The 18,522-nt window shown below is 59.3% G+C and carries 17 protein-coding genes; 10 read left to right on the forward strand and 7 right to left on the reverse strand.

Features of this window, described 5'->3' with window-relative positions; all coding sequences use genetic code 11:
- Window positions 1–111: 111 nt before the first annotated feature.
- From ACIY1O_RS11345 to ACIY1O_RS11355, 3 genes are read right to left on the reverse strand one after another with little or no spacing between them, the layout of a single operon-like run.
- Window positions 112–1,281 (reverse strand): acyl-CoA dehydrogenase family protein, encoded by a 1,170-nt coding sequence (locus ACIY1O_RS11345; protein ID WP_397475200.1) that lies wholly within the window; start codon window positions 1,279–1,281, stop codon window positions 112–114.
- Window positions 1,282–1,303: 22 nt separating this feature from the next.
- Window positions 1,304–2,122, reverse strand: coding sequence for a crotonase/enoyl-CoA hydratase family protein (locus ACIY1O_RS11350; RefSeq protein WP_397475201.1), 819 nt, complete (start codon window positions 2,120–2,122; stop codon window positions 1,304–1,306).
- Window positions 2,123–2,138: 16 nt separating this feature from the next.
- The gene (locus ACIY1O_RS11355; protein WP_397475202.1) at window positions 2,139–3,149 is read right to left on the reverse strand and encodes a 3-hydroxyacyl-CoA dehydrogenase NAD-binding domain-containing protein; all 1,011 of its coding nucleotides are present in this window, start codon (window positions 3,147–3,149) and stop codon (window positions 2,139–2,141) included.
- Between the two features lie 354 nt (window positions 3,150–3,503).
- Between ACIY1O_RS11355 and ACIY1O_RS11360 the strand changes: the two genes are divergently transcribed.
- The 4 genes from ACIY1O_RS11360 to ACIY1O_RS11375 all read left to right on the forward strand — a co-directional run bounded on the left by ACIY1O_RS11360 (window position 3,504) and on the right by ACIY1O_RS11375 (window position 7,671).
- The gene (locus tag ACIY1O_RS11360) at window positions 3,504–3,857 is read left to right on the forward strand and encodes a DUF1428 domain-containing protein (RefSeq protein ID WP_397475203.1); all 354 of its coding nucleotides are present in this window, start codon (window positions 3,504–3,506) and stop codon (window positions 3,855–3,857) included.
- A gap of 255 nt (window positions 3,858–4,112) precedes the next feature.
- Window positions 4,113–4,985 carry a tripartite tricarboxylate transporter substrate binding protein gene (locus ACIY1O_RS11365; protein WP_397475204.1) on the forward strand — a complete coding sequence of 291 codons (873 nt, stop codon included), beginning with the start codon at window positions 4,113–4,115 and terminating at the stop codon, window positions 4,983–4,985.
- Between the two features lie 117 nt (window positions 4,986–5,102).
- A complete protein-coding gene (locus ACIY1O_RS11370; RefSeq protein ID WP_397475205.1) occupies window positions 5,103–6,632 on the forward strand; it encodes an FAD-dependent oxidoreductase in 1,530 nt (509 codons plus the stop codon).
- Between the two features lie 40 nt (window positions 6,633–6,672).
- Window positions 6,673–7,671 (forward strand): SDR family oxidoreductase, encoded by a 999-nt coding sequence (locus ACIY1O_RS11375; RefSeq protein ID WP_397475206.1) that lies wholly within the window; start codon window positions 6,673–6,675, stop codon window positions 7,669–7,671.
- Between the two features lie 134 nt (window positions 7,672–7,805).
- On the opposite strand, the gene ACIY1O_RS11380 is transcribed toward ACIY1O_RS11375, so the two are convergent.
- From ACIY1O_RS11380 to ggt, 4 genes are all read right to left on the reverse strand, one after another.
- The gene (locus tag ACIY1O_RS11380; RefSeq protein ID WP_397475207.1) at window positions 7,806–8,540 is read right to left on the reverse strand and encodes an amino acid ABC transporter ATP-binding protein; all 735 of its coding nucleotides are present in this window, start codon (window positions 8,538–8,540) and stop codon (window positions 7,806–7,808) included.
- Window positions 8,541–8,557: 17 nt separating this feature from the next.
- Window positions 8,558–9,247, reverse strand: coding sequence for an amino acid ABC transporter permease (locus tag ACIY1O_RS11385; protein WP_397475208.1), 690 nt, complete (start codon window positions 9,245–9,247; stop codon window positions 8,558–8,560).
- A gap of 10 nt (window positions 9,248–9,257) precedes the next feature.
- Window positions 9,258–9,998, reverse strand: coding sequence for an amino acid ABC transporter permease (locus tag ACIY1O_RS11390; RefSeq protein ID WP_397475209.1), 741 nt, complete (start codon window positions 9,996–9,998; stop codon window positions 9,258–9,260).
- Between the two features lie 109 nt (window positions 9,999–10,107).
- Entirely contained in the window at window positions 10,108–11,868 is a 1,761-nt protein-coding gene (ggt, locus tag ACIY1O_RS11395; protein WP_397475210.1) for a gamma-glutamyltransferase, read from the reverse strand.
- A gap of 234 nt (window positions 11,869–12,102) precedes the next feature.
- On the opposite strand from ggt, the gene ACIY1O_RS11400 reads away from it, so the two are divergent.
- The 6 genes from ACIY1O_RS11400 (at window position 12,103) to ACIY1O_RS11425 (ending at window position 18,519) form a co-directional block, all read left to right on the forward strand.
- Complete coding sequence (locus ACIY1O_RS11400) at window positions 12,103–12,447, forward strand: hypothetical protein (protein WP_397475211.1); 345 nt, start codon at window positions 12,103–12,105, stop codon at window positions 12,445–12,447.
- 348 nt (window positions 12,448–12,795) lie between these two features.
- Window positions 12,796–13,962, forward strand: a complete 1,167-nt coding sequence (locus tag ACIY1O_RS11405; RefSeq protein WP_397475212.1) for an ABC transporter substrate-binding protein — start codon at window positions 12,796–12,798, stop codon at window positions 13,960–13,962.
- A gap of 308 nt (window positions 13,963–14,270) precedes the next feature.
- The gene (locus ACIY1O_RS11410) at window positions 14,271–14,915 is read left to right on the forward strand and encodes a nuclear transport factor 2 family protein (protein WP_397475213.1); all 645 of its coding nucleotides are present in this window, start codon (window positions 14,271–14,273) and stop codon (window positions 14,913–14,915) included.
- A gap of 63 nt (window positions 14,916–14,978) precedes the next feature.
- Entirely contained in the window at window positions 14,979–15,494 is a 516-nt protein-coding gene (locus ACIY1O_RS11415) for a MarR family winged helix-turn-helix transcriptional regulator (protein WP_397475214.1), read from the forward strand.
- 179 nt (window positions 15,495–15,673) lie between these two features.
- Entirely contained in the window at window positions 15,674–17,317 is a 1,644-nt protein-coding gene (locus tag ACIY1O_RS11420) for an FAD-dependent oxidoreductase (RefSeq protein WP_397475215.1), read from the forward strand.
- Between the two features lie 137 nt (window positions 17,318–17,454).
- Window positions 17,455–18,519 (forward strand): maleylacetate reductase, encoded by a 1,065-nt coding sequence (locus ACIY1O_RS11425; RefSeq protein WP_397475216.1) that lies wholly within the window; start codon window positions 17,455–17,457, stop codon window positions 18,517–18,519.
- The last annotated feature ends 3 nt before the right edge of the window (window positions 18,520–18,522 follow it).

Genomic DNA, 18,522 nt, shown 5'->3' on the forward strand with positions numbered 1-18,522 from the left:
CGGTTCACCATGGGCGCGATAAGCAGCATCATTCTTGTATGAATATCCGACCTTGAAACTATATGCACTAAGTTGCACCAAAAGAATACTTTAGGAAACCCGTACTTACCCTCAGAAGCCAAGCTGGCGCGCCACGATCAGGCGCATGATGTCGCTGGTTCCGCCGCCAACCAAAGGAAAATAGGCATCTCGTAAAAATCGCTGCACCGGGTATTCGTTCATCAGCCCATAGCCTCCGAAAATCGACATGGCCATCTGGCACACCTCGTTGCAGCCGTCAGCGGCGACAATCTTGGACAAGGCGGCTTCGGTGGTTATGGGCTCGCCCCGGTCGGCTAGTTCGGCCGCGTGATAAGTGTACAAACGCGCTTGCTCGAGCTTGGCCAACATGTCTACCAGCTTGAACTGCACCGCTTGGAATTTTCCGATAGGCCGGCCGAATTGCGAGCGCTCTTGAGCGTACGCAAGGGCGGCATCATACGCCGCGCGCCCATTGCCCAGCGCCAACGCCGCTGTAAAGATGCGGTCAACAGTCAGGGATTTATAGGCGTTCAAGAAACCCGAGGCCTGCCCATCGTTCAAATGGTGGTCATCGGGTACGAACACATCCTGGAACACCAGTTCGGCCGTATCCGACGCCCGCACTGAGAATTTTTCCAGTTTGCGCCCCACCGAGAAGCCTGGCGAATCAGTGGGCACCAAAAATAGGTCCAGGCCTTTCAGGCCCTTGGCCGGATCGGTGGTGGCTACCACGGTGATGAAATCAGCCACCGTGCCATTGGAGGTGAATATCTTGGAGCCGTTCAGACAGAAGCCGCCGTCGACACGTACGGCCCGGGTGCGCAACGAGGCCGCGTCCGACCCCGCATTGGGCTCGGTGATGGCGAACGCGCCTATTTTCTCGCCTCGTAAAGCCGGAAGCAGGTAGCGCTGGTGCAGGGCGGGGCCGCCCCATTTGAAGATTGTGTGGGTGGCTGTGGAGCCCTGCATGCAAACCGACGCCGCGAAAGACATCGACGCCCGTGCAAGCTCTTCGCACAATATGGTAAAGGCGGTATAGGGATAGGCCAGGCCGCTGCCGCCCGCGCTTTCCGGGTACATGGCGCCGTAATAGCCCAAGCCGCCCAGTTCACGAAACAGTTCATGGCCAAAGTCAGAGTCTTCGTCGAGCCGCGCCGCCTGCGGCGCCAATCGTTCGTCGACCCAGCGCGCCACGTGGCGTCGAAACTCCTCAGCTTCGGCACGCAATTCGTTTACGTCAAATTCGGCAAGTCGTTCCACCGTAAACCTCTCTTTTCTTGATTTAACCGCGCTGGACCTTGTCCGCCTTGCGTTCCAAAAAGGCTCGCAAGCGCGCCTTGGCCTCTTCATCGCCCTGCGCCACCCCGACCATCAGCATTTCGGTGAATAAACCGGCTTGGGGATCTTGCTCGACGATGCGCGGAATGGACTGGATGATGGCGAAGTTGGCCAGAGGCGCGTTGCGAGCGATCTTGGCGGCAAGCTCAACGCCCCTTTCCAACCCCGCACCCGGTTCGACCAAATACTGACTAAGGCGCAATACCGTATGAGCTTCTTGAGCTTCATAGACGCGCCCGGACAACATCATGTCCATTACCGTCGCTGCGCCGATCAGCCGGGGCAACCGCACCGAGCCACCCGAACCCAGAAATATCCCGCGCGTGCCCTCGGGCAGCGCGTAGTAGGCGGTGGCCTCGGCAATACGGATGTGCGCCGAGGCAGCCAGTTCGAGGCCGCCACCGATCACAGCTCCGTGCAGCACGGCAATGACCGGCACCTTGCAAAACTGAATGGTGTCGTTCAGCCTTTGGCCGATGATCGAGGTTTCAAAGCTTTCGGCGGTGGTGGTTTCCTTCAGCTCGTTCAAGTCAAGCCCGGCGCAGAAGTCATCGCCCGCGCCATGCATGACCACGCCTTGCACGTCGGCGGGAATCGAGGAAAAGAATGTCTGCATGCCCAGCACCAGCTCATCGCTTAGCGCGTTGCGTTTGGCCGCACGATTCAATGTCAAAACAGCGATATTGTCCCGACGCGAAACGCTCAGGCATGAAGGCAGGCCAACAGGCCAATTGGCGGGAGCATCAACAGCACTATCGCTCATCTGAATAATCCTTTTGCTAGTTGTCGTCCGTGTCGCCGCCGGCCTTATAGCCTGGCTCGCCGGACTCAATTTCAGTTTGCATTGACAACACCTCGACCAGTGAGCGGTCGCGCCATTGCACCCAATCGTTTATGGGCCGCCCCGCCGATACCTCTTGAGCCGCTTCCACCAAGCGCTCAATCACCTCGGGAGTCAGGCGCGGCTCCGGCCCGGGCTGCCACCACTGCTGGATGGCGTCGCCCGCATGATCGAGTATGCCCTTCATTCCTCCTTCGCCCCCGGCCAAATGCAAGGTCATGAGGCCGCCCATCAACGCCCAGCGCGGCGCCAGGCCATAGCGCACGGCAGTGTCGATATCACCGGCGCTTGCAATACCTTCGACAAGACAAGCCACCGCTTCGCGCATCAGCGCAAACTGCAGCCGGTTGGTCATGTGGCCGCTGGCTTCAGTGTGCAAACGGATGGGGCGTTTGCCGACATATCGGGCAAAATCCATCGCCCATTGCGCAACTTCGGGCAAGGTCTGCTTGCCGCCCACCACCTCCACCAGTGGAATCAGATGGGCGGGGTTAAATGGATGCAGCACCACCAGGCGTTCCGGGTGCCGCAAGCCGGCTTGCATTTGCGTGGGAGGAATGCCGCCCGTGCTGGAGAGCACAATCTTGTACGCTTCGGCCGCCGCATCCACCTCGGCCAGCACAGCGGTTTTAAGGCCGGGCTTTTCGGGAATGTTCTCTTGTATGACCTGCGCCTCGCGGGCCGCCGCCGCGGGCGACTCGACAAAGCGCAGCCGTGTCCATTCCGGCTCGGCCGCCTTCGTACGCCCCAGCTCGATTAGCGCCGGCCAAGCCTGGCTAATGAAGCTGCGGGCACGCGCCCGGGCGTCGGGCGCCGGATCGTATGCCACCACCTCAAGACCCCTGGCCATAAACAGAGCCGCCCAACTAGCGCCCACCGAACCCAGGCCCAACACGGCAATGCGCTCAATCTGGCTGGGTGGCGGAAAAAATTCGTGTGAAGAGCTCATGGAGCCTCGCTAGGTGTATCGTCGGCGTTGCGGCCACAAACCATGTCCGCACTTGAATGCCGCTTCAGTGTACGTAGCGGCTACCCCATTCGCATAGCACCGATTTTCTATAAGAGTTAATCAAATGGCGTATAGCCAGACCGCACTGTCCTTGGCCCCTTCGGGCATTGCTCGGCCCGCGGGTGCCGCCACCCGCTACCAACACGGCGCTGATTGCCATGCGCTGGCATGACCCACGCCTGCCGGCTCTATCCGGCACTTTATTTGCTGGTGGCGCCGGCGGGCTATATGTTCGTATTGGAGTAAATACTGTTCGCCCAACCATAGGGCGGGCATTCCTCAAAGGAGACAAGCATGAAATACGTTGAAGGATTCATCGTGGCCGTGCCGGCCGCCAATAAAGATGCCTATTACGACATGGCAAAAAAAGCGGTTCCCCTGTTCAAAGAGTTTGGCGTCGATCGCTTCGTGGAGTGTTGGGAGGACGACGTGCCCGACGGGAAGGTTACGGACTTCCGCCGCGCCGTGCAGGCCAAGGACGACGAAAAGGTGGTTTTCAGCTGGTTTGAATATCCCTCCAAAGAGGCACGCACGTCGGCGCAGGAAAAAATGATGAGCGACCCGCGCATGAAGGATATGGGCGAAGCCATGTGTTTCGACGGAAAACGCATGATTTTTGGCGGCTTCGTGCCTATTCTGGACGAGTGAAAGCATACGGTCATGGTGGCTCGAACCGCAGGAGGTATTTACCGGGCCAAGGAAAGAAAATGCACGCAGCGATGGACGAAACCTGGGTCGCTTGTGTAAATTTGCGACATGAAAAACTTCGTCCTATCTTCGATGAGCACCTTCGTTTCAACTCTGTTTGTCCGAATCAAACGAATACTGCCAACATGGGTTGCAGCGATATGGCTGGCATTGTGCGGCACCGCCTTCGCCGCAAGCGATTACCCGGCAAGGCCGGTGAAGCTCGTTGTGCCCTTCCCGCCCGGAGGCAGTTCCGACATCCCGGCCCGGCTTATCGCCCAGAAGCTGGAGCAAATATGGAACCAGCCGGTGGTGGTCGAGAACCGCGCCGGCGCCACCGGCACCATAGGTGAGGGCTACGTCGCCCGGGCCAAGCCCGACGGCTATACGCTGCTGGTGGCAACCAGCAGCAGCCACACCATGGGGCCTTACACCATCAAGCAGTTGCCATACAATCCAATGGCCGACCTGCGGGCAGTCACCTTGTTCGCCTGGGCGCCGCATCTGATCGTCGTCCATCCGTCGGTCGGCGTCGGAACAGTGCAGGAATTAATAGAGCTGGCCAGGCAGCGGCCCGGCGAGCTTAACTACTCCACCTCCGGCAACGGCAGCTCGGTCCATCTGGCCACCGAGATATTCAATCGCAAGGCGAACATCAGCATGGTGCAGATTCCCTACCGCGGCGTGAACCCCGCGGCGATAGCCGTGGCAAGCGGCCAGGCCCAACTGATGTTCCCACCCGCCGTGGTGGCGTTGCCGCACATTGAAAACGGCACGATGCAAGCCTTGGCCACACTATCATCCGAAAGGCTGCCCGCGCTGCCCCAGGCGCCTTCCATCCAGGAAGCGGGCTTGAAGGACTACGAGTTCTCAACTTGGGTCGGGCTGCTTGCTCCGGCCGGCACACCCGACGACATTGTCGACAAAGTGCATGCTGACGTTGCCCGTCTCATGACCGATCCCAAGCTGCGCCGCACCCTCGAAGAAATGTCGTTTATTCCGTCAGCCGCCACGCCGGAAGAATTCAGCGCCATCATCCATCGCGAAACCGCCGAACATAAAGCTCTGATCACCGACCTGGGGCTGTAACGGCCCAGCGTCGCGCCAGGCTCGAAGACCGGCGTTAACCACAAAGGAGGCATGTTGTTTGCTACGCACGCTGCTGCGGCCGTTTCTTGACGGCCCGCCACTAGCGAAAGGTGCGTCATGGGAAAATCAGAAACTCAAACATACTGGGAAGCCGTATCCAACGACCTGCCCACGACTTACCCCTCTTTGGCAGAGGATACCCGCGCAGATGTCGTCGTCGTAGGCGCGGGCATCGTCGGCCTGACCGCTGCCTACGAACTGGCACGGGCCGGCAAAAAAGTCGTCGTCCTGGAGGCGCTGCAAGTCGCCTCACAAGCCACAGCCCGCTCCACCGCCAAGATTACTTCGCAACACGGATTGCTCTACGGCACCCTGATTCGAAACTTCGGCGAGGACAATGCGCGCCTCTATGCACAGGCCAACCAGGAAGCCGTCGAGCGCATCGCGACCATGGTCGAAAAAGAACGCATAGACTGCGCCTTCGAGCGCAAGCCTGCCTTTATCTATGCTCCCGACATTGAAACCGCTTCCGAAGTGAACGACGAGGCCCTTGCGGCGGTGATGCTCGGTCTGCCGGCACGGACAATGAAGGAGATTCCAGCGCCGGTATCCTGTACCACGGCCATGTGCTTTGACGACCAGGCTCAGTTCAACCCTGTTCAATACTTGACCGGCTTGGCCCGCACAGTCGCTCGCATGGCGCAGGTGTATGAGAACAGCCGAGTCGTAGGTGTCGTGCAGGACGGTGACGCGCAGCAGGTGAAGACTCAGGCCGGCCAAACAGTACGGGCGAGACACGTATTGGTGGCCACCCATCTGCCCGTGGTGCCCGACGGGAAGTTTTTCGCCAAGGCCTTCACCTTCAGCCATAGTATCGCGGCCGCTCCGATTGCAGCCGGCTCTTCATTGGATGGCATGTTCATTGCCGCGGGCGCCTCCAGCTACTCATTCCGCCTCGATTCATCCAGCGGCGCCGACCACATCATTGCCGCTGGTCCGGCCTATGAGACCGGAGTTCCCGAAGATTTGTCCGAAAGCTTCACCAAATTGGAAGCCTTCTTGCGCGAGCACTTCGACATCGAAGAGCCGACTTTCCGATGGACGAACGAAGACTTCCGCTCGATGGACGGCATGCCTTTTGCGGGCAGGGCCTCGTCGTCAACGCCCCGGCTATACGTCGCGACGGGTTTCAACGCGTGGGGTATTACCAATGGCGTGGTCGCCGCACACGTCATCGCGGATGAAATATTGAAGCGCGAAAACCCATGCTCAGACCTTTTCGATGCTGCACGCATCAAACCCTTGGCCGGAGGCACCGAATTTCTTAAGGAAAACCTGATGTCCGCCAAGCAGTTTGTGGTGGACCATTTGTCATCCAGTTCGCCTGAAGCCGCAGAACATCTGGGCCTGGGCCGGGCGCGTGTCGTTCGCAACGACGGCGACAGCATCGCCCAGTACCGCGATAGGGACGGACGCCTTCACGAAGTATCTGCAGTTTGTACACACATGGGATGCGTTGTCGAATGGAACGAGATCGACTTGACTTGGGACTGCCCCTGCCATGGCTCGCGTTTTCGTCCAGACGGGGAGGTGCTGCACGGGCCCGCCACGACAGCACTCGAAAGCATCAAGCCGACGGCTGAGTGAAATTCGCGCCTCGCCATCCACTTGAACCCAGGAGTTGAAAATGACCAAAGATACCCACGATGATCGCAAACAGGCTGAACAGGCCGCCGACAAACAGCGCCGCCTACAGGACGAACAAGACCGGATCGACAAAGAAAAATCGGGCTCTGGCGGCTCTTCAAAACAAGGCGCCGCGCAGACTGGCCCTCGAGAACATCCTGAACCGCCCATGCCAGGCCAAAAGCTGGAGAAGCCCGGCGAAGAAAATGATATGGATCCACGCCCGCAATTTCTGGCGCCCGACTACCAAGGCAGTGAGAAGCTGCGCGGCATGTCGGCCATCGTGACGGGCGGTGATTCAGGCATAGGCCGCGCCGTTGCGGTGCTGTTCGCCCGCGAAGGCGCCAATGTCGCCGTTCTTTACCTGAATGAACATGAAGACGCCAAAGAAACCTGCCGCTACATTGAGGCCGAAGGCCGTCGAGCCATCTGCATTCCGGGCGACGTAAAGAACCCCACCTACTGCCGCGATGCCGTCCGGCAAACCGTCGAAGCCTTTGGCCAACTGGATATTCTCGTCAACAACGCAGCCTTCCAGGAACACGCCGCTTCGCTCGAAGACATCACCGACGAGCGCTTCGACGAAACCATGCGCACCAACATCTACGGGTATTTCTATATGGCCAGAGCGGCGCTGCCATATCTGAAGGCGGGGGCCAGCATCATCAACACCGGCTCGGTCACGGGCTTGAAAGGTCAGGGGCAACTGATCGACTACTCTGCCACCAAAGGCGCCATCCACGCCTTCACCATGTCCCTGGCCGCCAACCTGGTTGAAAAGGAAATTCGCGTCAATGCGGTAGCCCCCGGCCCGGTTTGGACCCCACTGAATCCTGCCGACAGACAGCCGGAGCAGTTGGAAAAATTCGGCAAGAGCGCCAAGCTCGGCCGTCCGGCCCAACCCGAAGAGCTTTCTCCGGCGTACGTATTCTTGGCATCGCCGGTATGTTCCAGCTACATCACCGGCATCGTGCTGCCCATAACGGGAACGCCGGGATAATTGTGCTCGGCAGATGCGGCTCGGAGCGGTGACGGGTCGGCTGGGAGCCCTTTACCCAGGCAGCGTACCAGCTTGGCGCGACAGCGCCGACCGGCGTGCCGCGCGCGGCCGGCTGCGAGTAACGGGGCGCAGCATCAATGCGACAAAATTTTGGACAAGAACTGCTTGGCGCGATCCGAGCGTTCTTCAGGGCTGCCAAAAAACTCTTCCTTGAGGCAATCTTCTACCACCGCCCCCTCGTCCATGAACACCACCCGGTCGGCGACCTTGCGAGCAAAACCCATCTCGTGCGTGACCACCATCATCGTCATCCCTTCGCGGGCCAGATCGACCATGACGTCCAGCACTTCGTTCACCATCTCTGGGTCCAAGGCGGAGGTGGGCTCATCAAAAAGCATCGCAACCGGGTCCATGGCCAGCGCCCGTGCTATTGCCACGCGTTGTTGCTGACCGCCCGACAATTGCCCCGGGAACTTGTCCATGTGGGCGCTGAGCCCCACCCGTTCGAGCAGCTCCCGCCCCCTTTTCTTGGCTTCGGCCTCGTTGCGGCGCAGCACCTTGACCTGTGCCAAGGTTAAATTCCGCATTACCGACAAATGGGGAAACAGCTCGAAGTGCTGAAACACCATGCCTATCTGCGAACGAAGCTTGGGCAGGTTCGTATCGCGCGCGCCCACCGAAACACCGTTAACCCAGATTTCGCCCTCTTGAAAAGGCTCAAGCGCATTGGCCGTCTTGATCAAAGTAGACTTGCCGGAGCCCGAGGGGCCGCACACCACGACGACCTCGCCTTTCTGAACCGAAGTCGAGCAGTTCTTCAAGACTTGGAACGAGCCATACCATTTACTGACATCCTTGAATTCAATCACTGCAAAGCTCCTTGCGCCTAACGAGCAATAACCATGCGCCGCTCGATTACCTTGACGAGGCGTGACGCGGTGTACGAGATAACGAAATAGACCACAGCGGCAAAGACAAACATTTCTATCAGACGCCCATCGCGCTGCGCCACGTTATTGGCCGCACCCAGGAAGTCGGTTAGCGAAAGCACATAAACCAGCGACGTATCCTGGAATAGTACGATCATCTGTGTAAGCAGAAGCGGTGTCATATTGCGAAACGCCTGCGGCAACACGATCTTGCCCATAACCTGCCAGTAATTCAGGCCCAATGCATAACCAGCTTCCGCCTGACCACGAGGAATTGACTGTATGCCCGCCCGCATGATTTCGCAAAAATAAGCCGCTTCAAACAAGATGAATGTGATCAACGCCGAGGTAAAACCGCCCACAGCAATGGGTCGGCCGGCCTGGGTGATCCAGCCCACAATGTAGGGCACCAGAAAATAAAACCAGAAGATAATCAGAATCAGCGGCAAGGCCCGCATCAGGTTCACATAGCTTCCGGCCACCCCTGACACCAGCCGGTTGGATGACAAGCGCATCATGGCCAGCAACGTGCCAAGAATGACGGCCCCGATGGTGGACAGCGCTGTGAGCTTCAAGGTGAACATCAAGCCCACCTGGATCACGTACGGCGCCGTGCGGATAATTGTGTCGAAATCGAATCCGTTCATCGTGCGCCCCCTACCTTGCCGCGCCCAGGTACCCAGGTACCTGATAGCGCTTCTCGATGTAGCGCATACCGGCCACCACCACTATGTTGATGATCAGATACAGCACCGTCGCAGCCGCAAACGACTCGAATATCTGGAAGGTGAATTCCTGCATGGCCCTGGCCGCGCCGGTAAGCTCCAGCAAGCCGATGGTGAAGGCCACCGACGAATTCTTGATCAGGTTCAAGGCTTCGGACACCAGCGGAGGCATGATGATGCGCGCCGTAATCGGCAGCAGCACGTAGCGATAGGTTTGCGGGCGTGTCAGCCCCAGCGCCGTCGCCGCCATGTCTTGCCCGAGCGGCAGCGATTCGATGCCGGCACGTATCTGCTCGGCGATACGCGCCGAGGTGAACAGCCCCAGTGCAATAACCGCCGTCCAGAATGTGCTCCAGGTGGGGTCGGCCGACTTGATGGTGTCGCCCAGCGCCTGGGGCACCACTTCGGGCATGACAAAATACCAAAGGAATATCTGCACCAGCAGGGGTATATTGCGAAACAGCTCAACATAGCCCGCGCAAATGCGCTCAAGCCAGCCAATACGGCTGGTGCGCAGCACGCCCACCACGACGCCAAAAACCAGCGCAATGATCCAGGCCGCGGCGGACGCGCCGAGCGTCCAGTAAACCCCGCGTATCAGGGTATAAAGATAGGTACCCGAGCCATCCGGCGACGGCTCCCAAAAAACCATCCAGTTCCAGTTGTAATTCATGATTCAAGCCTGGTTCAATAAGATGCATCGCATCCGATTGTATTCATAGGTTGTTATCTCGGCCGAATTGCCGGCTGCGCCAAACCCCATCTGTATCTGATCGCCGGCATCAATCGCCCAGCACAACTCCTTCGCGACGGGGGTCGGCGCCACCCGACAAACCATTTTGATCCATGACGATGCCTTGCAGGCCGCTCGGGAATTCATGCAGGCTCACATCGTGACCCATTGCGCGAAGCGGCTGCACCAATTGCTCAAGCGAAGTCCCGCGTTCTAGCTCGGTCTGCTTATTGCGACTGCCATAGTTGGGCAACGAAATGGCCTGTTGGACGTTGAGCTTCCAGTCAATGACGCCGACCAGCGTCTTGGCGACGTAATTCATAATGGCGCTGCCTCCTGGCGACCCCACCGCCATGAAAGGAAGGCCGGCGCGAAACACGATAATCGGCGCCATCGTGCTGCGCGGCCGCTTGTTGGGCTCAACGCGATTGGCAACCAACTTTCCATCTTCATCCACCGGATTGCGAGAAAAATCGGTGAGCTGATTATTAAGCAGGAAGCCACGCACAAAAATCTTGCTGCCGAATGCCGACTCGATGGAGGTTGTCATGGAAAGCACATTGCCTTCAGCGTCTGCGGCCACTATGTGGGTAGTCGATGGTATCTCCAGGGCATCGTCCCGCCCCAGCTCCGCCAAGCGGGAAAGAGGGTCTCCAGGCGGGGCCGTTCCCATGCTCTGTTCCGGCTGAACAAGGCCGGCTCGCGCCTTAAGGTACACGGGATCGATCAAGCTCTTGACCGGAACCTCGACAAAATCCGGATCGGCAAAGTAGTAATCGCGATCCGCATACGCCAGGCGGCCTGCCTCTGAAAAGTAATGCACCGCCTCTTTACTGGTTGGGCCGAAGGTAGCCATGGGAAACTGCTCGAGAATTCCCAGCATTTGCAAGATGCCAGCCCCCCCCGAACTAGGAGGCGGCATGCCGCAAACACGATAAATGCGATACATCCCGCACACCGGGCCGCGCTCCTTCGCTTGGTAGGCAGCCAAATCCGCCAGCGTCATATCGCCCGGCCGTTCGTGCCCATTCACGGCAGCGACAACGTCAGCGGCAATGTCGCCGGTATAGAACACTTTGGCGCCACCTGCCGCCGCCCGCCGAAACACATCGGCCAGCGCAGGATTCTTCAGCACATGGCCGACAGGCCACGGTTTTCCTTCCTCGTCAAAGAAGTAAGCTGCCGCCGCGGCCTGCTCGGCCAGCCCCTTGCTACGGCTGATCATCGAATGCATCCGGTGCGAAACGGGAAAGCCCTCTTCGGCGAGCTTGATCGCGGGTGCGAAAAGGTCGTGCCAGGGCAGTTTTCCCTGTTGCATGTGCGCCAGTTCCATTGCACGTAACAGGCCCGGCACGCCCACTGAAAGACCGCTGTTGATCGCGGCGCCGAACGGCAGTGGCCGACCATCGCGCATGAAGCGCTCGGGTGTGGCCGACGCCGGAGCGGTCTCACGACCGTCATAGGTTTTGACGGTGTCATTAGCCCTGTCGTAATACACAATAAAGCCGCCACCGCCTATTCCTGACGACTGGGGCTCTGTCAGATTAAGCACAAGCTGGGCGGCAATTGCGGCATCAATGGCGCTACCGCCCTTTTTCAGCATCGCATAGCCCGCTTCCGAGGCCAGCGGGTTTGCACTGGCCACCATGAAGTGCTTTGCGCGCACCAGCTCTTTTTCAACGTAGCCGCTGCCAGCCTCGGGGTTGAGGTCTTCGTCGGCCAACGGTGCTGTCACGAGTTGGGCGGCAGCCGCGGCGCCATATAAAAAAGCCGCCATCGCCACAGCAAGGCATTTCTTGTGAATCTGCATAACCTTGGAAACCCCTTTGATAACACTTTGGCCCGTCTGCGGCTTTGCAAACGCACTCACAAACTGTACGAATTGTGACTTCAGCGGCGGCCCGCTGCAACAAAGCGGTTACCAACTACCCCGTGGCATGCATCAATAGTTTCAGTTCGCTGCAAAACGCCGCTTGAGACTTGTGGCTGCTAGGCGGGCTGGCTACGCTTGACCCATTACTTAATGGCAAACGGAGCAAACCCCATGAATAAGCCGTTCAACCTCGTTAAGCTGTCCATCATAGGCATACTGGCCTTTGCCATGGCCGGATGCGCTTCGGCACGTGACCGCAAAACCGACAATACACTGATAGGCGCCGGCCTGGGCGCCGCCGCCGGGGCGGTCATTTCCCAGGGCGACCCTCTGTACGCCATCGGTGGAGCAGCCGCCGGCGGCCTGCTGGGCAACATTCTTACCGAAGAGCGCCGCTCCAATCGTCGCGACTGGAATCGAGGCGGCCGCAGCCATTACAACGGTCCTCCACATCGGCAGGTACACAAGCGCCATCACCACAAAGGACCCAAGCACCATCATCGCCGTCACCGCTGATTGTGTCTCGGCCAAGGCATAAGTCAGTGTACTGAACTGCTGGTTCACGCCTAAGAAAACCCGTTTCCGCATACGCGGGAAACCAGTTCAGAGCAGCATAAAATCGGCTTGTCTCCACTTTTAGACAGGCCGATTTTTCGTCTGGTGGAAAAATTGCGTTCTTAGGGGCTATACCTAAAGACAAAGCACACTGAATGTGACAAACTGTCGGTCAACTTGACGCGCGCCAATTTCTTTTGTGGCTATACGTTGCTAATATTGAAAAATATTAAAAAACAACGATGGAAAACCACCTGCGCGCGGTCAGGTCGGCATGAACAATTCGAGTCTACCCTTGGAGAAGACAACATGAAGCGCATTCTGAAAACCGTGCTTGCAACCAGCCTGCTTGCTGTAGCAGCAACGGCGCAGGCGGCAGAGCCGTTCAAAATCGGCTTGATCCTGCCCATGACAGGGCCGTTCGCCTCAACCGGCAAACAAATCAACACCGCAGTCAAACTATATATGGACCAGCACGGCGACACCGTTGCAGGCCGCAAAATCCAGGTTATCCTCAAAGACGACACCGGCTTGGCCCCCGAAGTTACCCGCCGCCTCGCACAAGAGCTGGTCGTGCAAGAAAAAGTCAACGCCTTGGCCGGTTTCGGGCTGACCCCGCTGGCTTTTGCCGCCGCTCCGGTTGCCACCCAATCCAAGACGCCCATGGTGGTGATGGCCGCGGCCACCTCCTCCATCATGGAAAAGTCGCCCTACATCGTGCGCACGTCGCAAACCGTGCCGCAAATCGTTACGCCCATTGCACAATGGGCGGCGCGTCCCGATTCCGGCATCAAGCGGGTTACCACGCTTATCTCCGACTACGGTCCGGGCCACGATTCCGAAAAAGTCTTCGTTAAAGAGTTCACCGCCAATGGCGGAGAAATCGTCGAGTCGCTGCGGGTACCCCTGCAAAACCCCGATTTCGCTCCCTTCCTGCAGCGCGTAAAAGACAGCAAGCCCGATGCGGTCTTCATCTTCGTGCCTTCCGGCGCCGGCACCGCCCTCATGAAGCAGTTCGTTGAAAAAGGCCTTAAAGAAGCCGGCATCAAGCTCATCGGCACCGGCGACGTGCTCGACGACGACCTGCTGCCCAGCATGGGCTCCGAAGCCCTTGACATCGTTACCGGCCAGCACTACTCGGCTGCGCACGACTCCCCCGAAAACAAAGAGTATGTCGAGGCGTTCCGCAAGGCTTCCGGCAACATGCGGCCCAACTTCATGTCGGTGGGCGGCTACGACGGTATGCACGTAATCTATGCCGCGCTTGAAAAGGCCGGCGCCGACGCCACGGGCGATCAACTGCTCGACGCCATGAAGGGCATGAGCTGGACCAGCCCCCGCGGCCCCATCTCCATCGATCCCGAAACCCGCGATATCGTGCAAAACGTCTATATCCGTCGCTCTGAAATGGTCGACGGCGAAATCTACAACGTCGAATTCGAAACCTTCAAAGACGTAAAAGACCCCGGCCTATAAGCCGGCACCCAGTCTCGGCGCCCCGCTCAGCTCGCAAGTTGCGGGCCATAGTCGGGGGCGCCGAGCCATCTCCTCCCCCGCCGGTTATGTTGCGCAAGCTTCATAACCGGTGCGGCACTGCTTCACTTCCCTAAGCCCTGCACCAATTGCCCTTGGCGAGCAAACGCGCCCAGGCGCCACATTGCCATTGCCATTGCCAGCCCCGGTCCATCGCCATCGCCATCGCCATGCCTGTCGGCCCGGCCGCGCCATGCGCTGCAATGATGTAGCATAATCCGGAGCATGGATTCACTTTCCGGAGAGTCGGCATGGACCAAGACTTCAAGAACAGGCTGCAAATCGCAGAAGTAGTGCAGAATTGGGCGATATGGCGCGACGCCGGTTTTTGGGACCGCTTCGCCACTGTTTGGCACGATGACGGCTGGATGTCCGCCACTTGGTTCCAGGGCCCCGCCTCGCAATTCATTGAGGTTAGCCGCAGCGGCTTCGAAAAAGGCGTTTCCATCCTGCACTTTCTGGGCGGCGGCAGCGTCGACGTGCAAGGCAAGCGCGCCATTGCCCAAACCAAAATGACCATCAGCCAGCGAGCCGAGGTGGACGGGCAGCGAGTGGATGTGCTGTGCACCGGCCGTTTCTATGATTTTTTCGAACAGCGCAACATCGCCGGAAGGGACGAGTGGCGTATCGTACGCCGTCAGCCCATCTATGAAAAAGACCGCATCGACCTTCTGAACCCTGCGGCACGTCTTGAGCTGGACCAAACCCTGCTTCAGCAATTTCCACAAGGCTACCGCCACCTTGCCTATCTGCAATCCCGCCTTGGCTTCAAGATCAAGCCTGATATGCCCGAGCTGACCGGCCCGATAGTGCAGGCCTTGTATCAGCGCGGCCAGAAGTGGCTGGAAGGCGCCGAGTCGGCTTTCGACGAGCACCCTGTTGCCAGCGGCATCTGACCAGGCCCCCGCCATAAACTTTTTTGCGGGTTCAGACCTACACACTTCGAGCCCCGTATTTCGATGTCCAGCACCAAGAACAGTAAACCAAAAATAGCCATCCCTTCAGCCGATCCGGCTTCTTCCGAGCCGGCCGCGCCGCATGCTGCCGACCCCCACTGGCGTCGGGAGAACATTGGCCGCCTATTGAATGAGGCCATCGACCGCTTTGAAAGTGAAATCTTGCGCCAGATGGAGGCAGCCGGCTACCACGGCTTCTCGCTCAGCCATATCACTGTCACCCGTAATCTCGACCAGGCAGGTACCCGCGCAACCGAATTGGCGCGGCGAGCCGGCATTACCAAACAGTCCATCAGCGAACTCATAAACCAGCTCGAAGCTACCGGCATCCTCGAACGCAGGCGCGATCCGGCAGACGGGCGCGCCAAAATCGTCTATTTCACCGAGGCCGGCCTGGCTTGGCTGGACGCCTTCGGCTCGGCCCTGCACCATGCCGAACAGGAAATGGCCGGCGAACTGGGCGAGGCCCGCTTCAAAGCCCTGAAACAGGCGCTGGCCGCGTACACGCAGTCTTCATAACATCGCAAATTCTTAGTAGCCGCAGCAGAACGATTCCCTGCATCTACTTCGCGATCATCGTCTACGAAACCCGTGCTATTACGGTTTCTAAATTCAGTCGTCAAAGCTGAAGCTTATTGACAATATAGTCAGGCATCCTTACTATTACCGAAATCGCACTAATTTCCGAAGAGGTCCATATGCTTCCAGATCAGGTTTCGGTCGCCATAATCGGCGGCGGTCCCTGCGGCCTGATGCTTGCCAACGAACTGGGTCGACGCGGCATTGACGCCGTGCTGTTCGACGACAAGCCCAGCACGGCGTTCAACCCGCAGGCCAACGCAACGCAAGCTCGCACCATGGAGCATTTCCGGCGCCTGGGGTTTGCAGACGAAGTCCGCGACCTGGGCTTGCCCAACGATTTTCCCACCGACATCGCCTACTTCACGCGTTATGCACGCTACGAGCTGGCCCGCTTCAGCCTGCCCTCGGCGGCCGAGGCCAAAAAGCGCATTCATTCACTGTCGGGCTCGTGGAGTGCGGCCGAGCTGCCCCACCGAGTGTCGCAAAAATATGTCGAGCAAGTTCTACGCAAGCACGCCCAGAAGCTGCCAAGCATCAGCATCAACTACGGTTGGCGCATGACAGCCTTCAATGACACAGGCTCGAACGTCGTTATTGATGTCGAGTCGATTGAAGACGGCCGCAAGCACCGCATCGTCGCTGCCTATATGCTTGGCGCCGACGGCCCCCGCAGCATAACGCGCGAGCAGCTCGGCTTTCATTACACCGGCGAAACCGGCGTCAAGCGCGACTTCATGGGCGGGCGCATGTACGCCATCTATGCCCGCGCCCCCGAGTTCTACAACGTGGTGCCACACGCACCGGCGTGGATGAACGTTTGCGTCAACCCGCAGCGCCGCGCCTTCATGGCGACGGTCGACGGCAAGGGCGAGTTCGCTTTTCATACGCAGCTGAAAGAAGGCGAGCACGAAGATCAACTCACCGAAGATGATGCTCGCCGGATGTTCCAGGAAGGCGTGGGCGTTGACGTCCCAGTCGAAATCCTGTCGCATGGCACCTGGACGGCCGGCCACGCCCTGGTCTCGGACGGCATGCAGAAAGGCCGGGTCTTCATCGGCGGGGACGCGGCCCACCTGTTCACCCCCACCGGCGGCCTGGGCTACAACACAGCCGTCGAAGACGCAGTCAATCTGGGCTGGAAACTGGCCGCGGTGCTCAAGGGCCAAGCCGATCCAGGCTTGCTCGACACCTACGAGGCCGAGCGCAAGCCACTGGCCGTGCGCAACACAGGCTATGCGCGCACTTTTGCCGATTCGCTCGGCCTGTTTGTGCCCGCTGCCGAAATTGAAGACGACAGCACCGCGGGCGAAACAGCTCGACGTGTAGCCGGCGAACACATGAACGCCCATGGCCGCGCCGAATTCAACATTCCAGGCATCACATTCGGGGGCCGCTACGATGGCTCGCCTGCGATCATTCCCGATGGCACCACACCGCCGCCGGATGGCGCCAATACCTACACCGCCACCGCCTGCCCCGGCGGGCGCCCGCCCCACATGTGGCTGGACGATACACGGTCGCTTTATGATGTCTTCGGATTCGAATGGACGCTGCTGTGCATGGGCGCCGACACGCAAGGCGCAGCCTTCGTCGAGGCGGCCCGTCAAAACAATGTCGACCTCACCGTCATTGCCGTTAGGCAGGCCCGCGAATTGTATGAAGCCGACTTCGCGCTGATCCGGCCGGACCAGATCGTGGCGTGGCGCGGTGACTCAATCGGCAACCCTAAGGAAATATTCAATAACCTGCTGCAAAAATAAAAATTCCGGCGTGGCTCCCGGAGCGCCCGCCGGCGTTCCGGGAGCCATTTTTTTTTGTGAGTAAAGAGACGCGGCCCTCCTCGCACAGTAAACTTCATAAAACTGCGCGCCCCGCGCCCCGCCATAGCGAGACAGCCATGAACCACGAATTTATCTACGAAGCCCTACCCATCCGTGTCGTATTCGGTGACGGCAAGTTGGCCGCCCTGCCCGACGAGATCGAAAAACTCGGCGCCTCGAAGGCCCTGGTGTTGAGCACATCGGCCCAAGCCGACTGGGCCCGCCAAGTGGCCGGCGTGTTGGGTGAAAAATGCGTGGGCATCTTCAGCGAAGCCGCGATGCATACGCCTGTTGAAGTCACCGAAAAGGCCATGAAGCAAGTTGCCGACTTGGGCGTCGACTGCGTTGTGGGCTTGGGCGGAGGTTCCACCATCGGCCTGGGCAAGGCAATCGCCCTGCGCACCGGCCTGCCACAAGTCGCGGTACCCACCACTTATGCCGGTTCCGAAATGACGCCCATCCTCGGGCAGACCGAAAACGGCGTCAAGACCACCCTGCGTGACGCCGTTGTTTTGCCCAAGACCGTCATCTACGATGTGGCGCTTACCTTGTCGTTGCCGGTGGCCATGTCAGCCACCAGCGGGCTCAACGCCATGGCCCACGCTGTCGAGGCCCTGTATGCACAAGACCGCAACCCCATCGTGTCGCTGATGGCCGAAGAAGGCATAGCCGCCCTGGCAAAATCGCTGCCCGGTGTAGTGGCCGACCCGCAAAACCGCCAGGCTCGCGCCCAGGCCCAATATGGCGCCTGGCTATGCGGCATCTGCCTGGGCTCGGCCGGCATGGCCCTGCATCACAAGCTGTGCCACGTGCTGGGCGGCACATTCGACCTGCCCCACGCCGAAACCCATGCCATCATGTTGCCGCACACCGCCGCTTACAACGAGCCCGAAGCACGCGAAGCCATGCATCGGGCGGCGCGCGCCCTTAAGGCTGACAGCGCGGCCGACGGCCTGTGGGCGCTGGTAGAACGCGTCAAGGCGCCGCGCGCCCTGAAAGATATAGGCATGCCCGAGTCGGGCATCGACAAAGCCGTTGAGCTCGCCCTGAAAAACCCCTACTGGAACCCGCGCCCTCTAACCGCAAAAGACATCAGGGCGCTGATCCAGCGGGCATGGGCCGGAGAACCGCCTCAAGCGTAGTGT

The organism is Pusillimonas sp. (assembly GCF_044464525.1).
In the GTDB taxonomy this organism is placed as follows: domain Bacteria; phylum Pseudomonadota; class Gammaproteobacteria; order Burkholderiales; family Burkholderiaceae_B; genus Pusillimonas.

Excerpts from the sequence above, each read along its gene's own strand:
- ACIY1O_RS11415 (WP_397475214.1), top strand. The coding sequence starts at position 14,979 with ATGTCCAGCACCAAGAACAGTAAACCAAAAATAGCCATCCCTTCAGCC.
- ACIY1O_RS11355 (WP_397475202.1), bottom strand. The coding sequence starts at position 3,149 with ATGAGCTCTTCACACGAATTTTTTCCGCCACCCAGCCAGATTGAGCGC.
- ACIY1O_RS11360 (WP_397475203.1), top strand. The coding sequence starts at position 3,504 with ATGAAATACGTTGAAGGATTCATCGTGGCCGTGCCGGCCGCCAATAAA.
- ACIY1O_RS11390 (WP_397475209.1), bottom strand. The coding sequence starts at position 9,998 with ATGAATTACAACTGGAACTGGATGGTTTTTTGGGAGCCGTCGCCGGAT.
- ACIY1O_RS11350 (WP_397475201.1), bottom strand. The coding sequence starts at position 2,122 with ATGAGCGATAGTGCTGTTGATGCTCCCGCCAATTGGCCTGTTGGCCTG.
- ACIY1O_RS11375 (WP_397475206.1), top strand. The coding sequence starts at position 6,673 with ATGACCAAAGATACCCACGATGATCGCAAACAGGCTGAACAGGCCGCC.
- ACIY1O_RS11410 (WP_397475213.1), top strand. The coding sequence starts at position 14,271 with ATGGACCAAGACTTCAAGAACAGGCTGCAAATCGCAGAAGTAGTGCAG.
- ACIY1O_RS11385 (WP_397475208.1), bottom strand. The coding sequence starts at position 9,247 with ATGAACGGATTCGATTTCGACACAATTATCCGCACGGCGCCGTACGTG.
- ACIY1O_RS11420 (WP_397475215.1), top strand. The coding sequence starts at position 15,674 with ATGCTTCCAGATCAGGTTTCGGTCGCCATAATCGGCGGCGGTCCCTGC.
- ACIY1O_RS11400 (WP_397475211.1), top strand. The coding sequence starts at position 12,103 with ATGAATAAGCCGTTCAACCTCGTTAAGCTGTCCATCATAGGCATACTG.
- ACIY1O_RS11370 (WP_397475205.1), top strand. The coding sequence starts at position 5,103 with ATGGGAAAATCAGAAACTCAAACATACTGGGAAGCCGTATCCAACGAC.
- ACIY1O_RS11425 (WP_397475216.1), top strand. The coding sequence starts at position 17,455 with ATGAACCACGAATTTATCTACGAAGCCCTACCCATCCGTGTCGTATTC.
- ACIY1O_RS11405 (WP_397475212.1), top strand. The coding sequence starts at position 12,796 with ATGAAGCGCATTCTGAAAACCGTGCTTGCAACCAGCCTGCTTGCTGTA.
- ggt (WP_397475210.1), bottom strand. The coding sequence starts at position 11,868 with ATGCAGATTCACAAGAAATGCCTTGCTGTGGCGATGGCGGCTTTTTTA.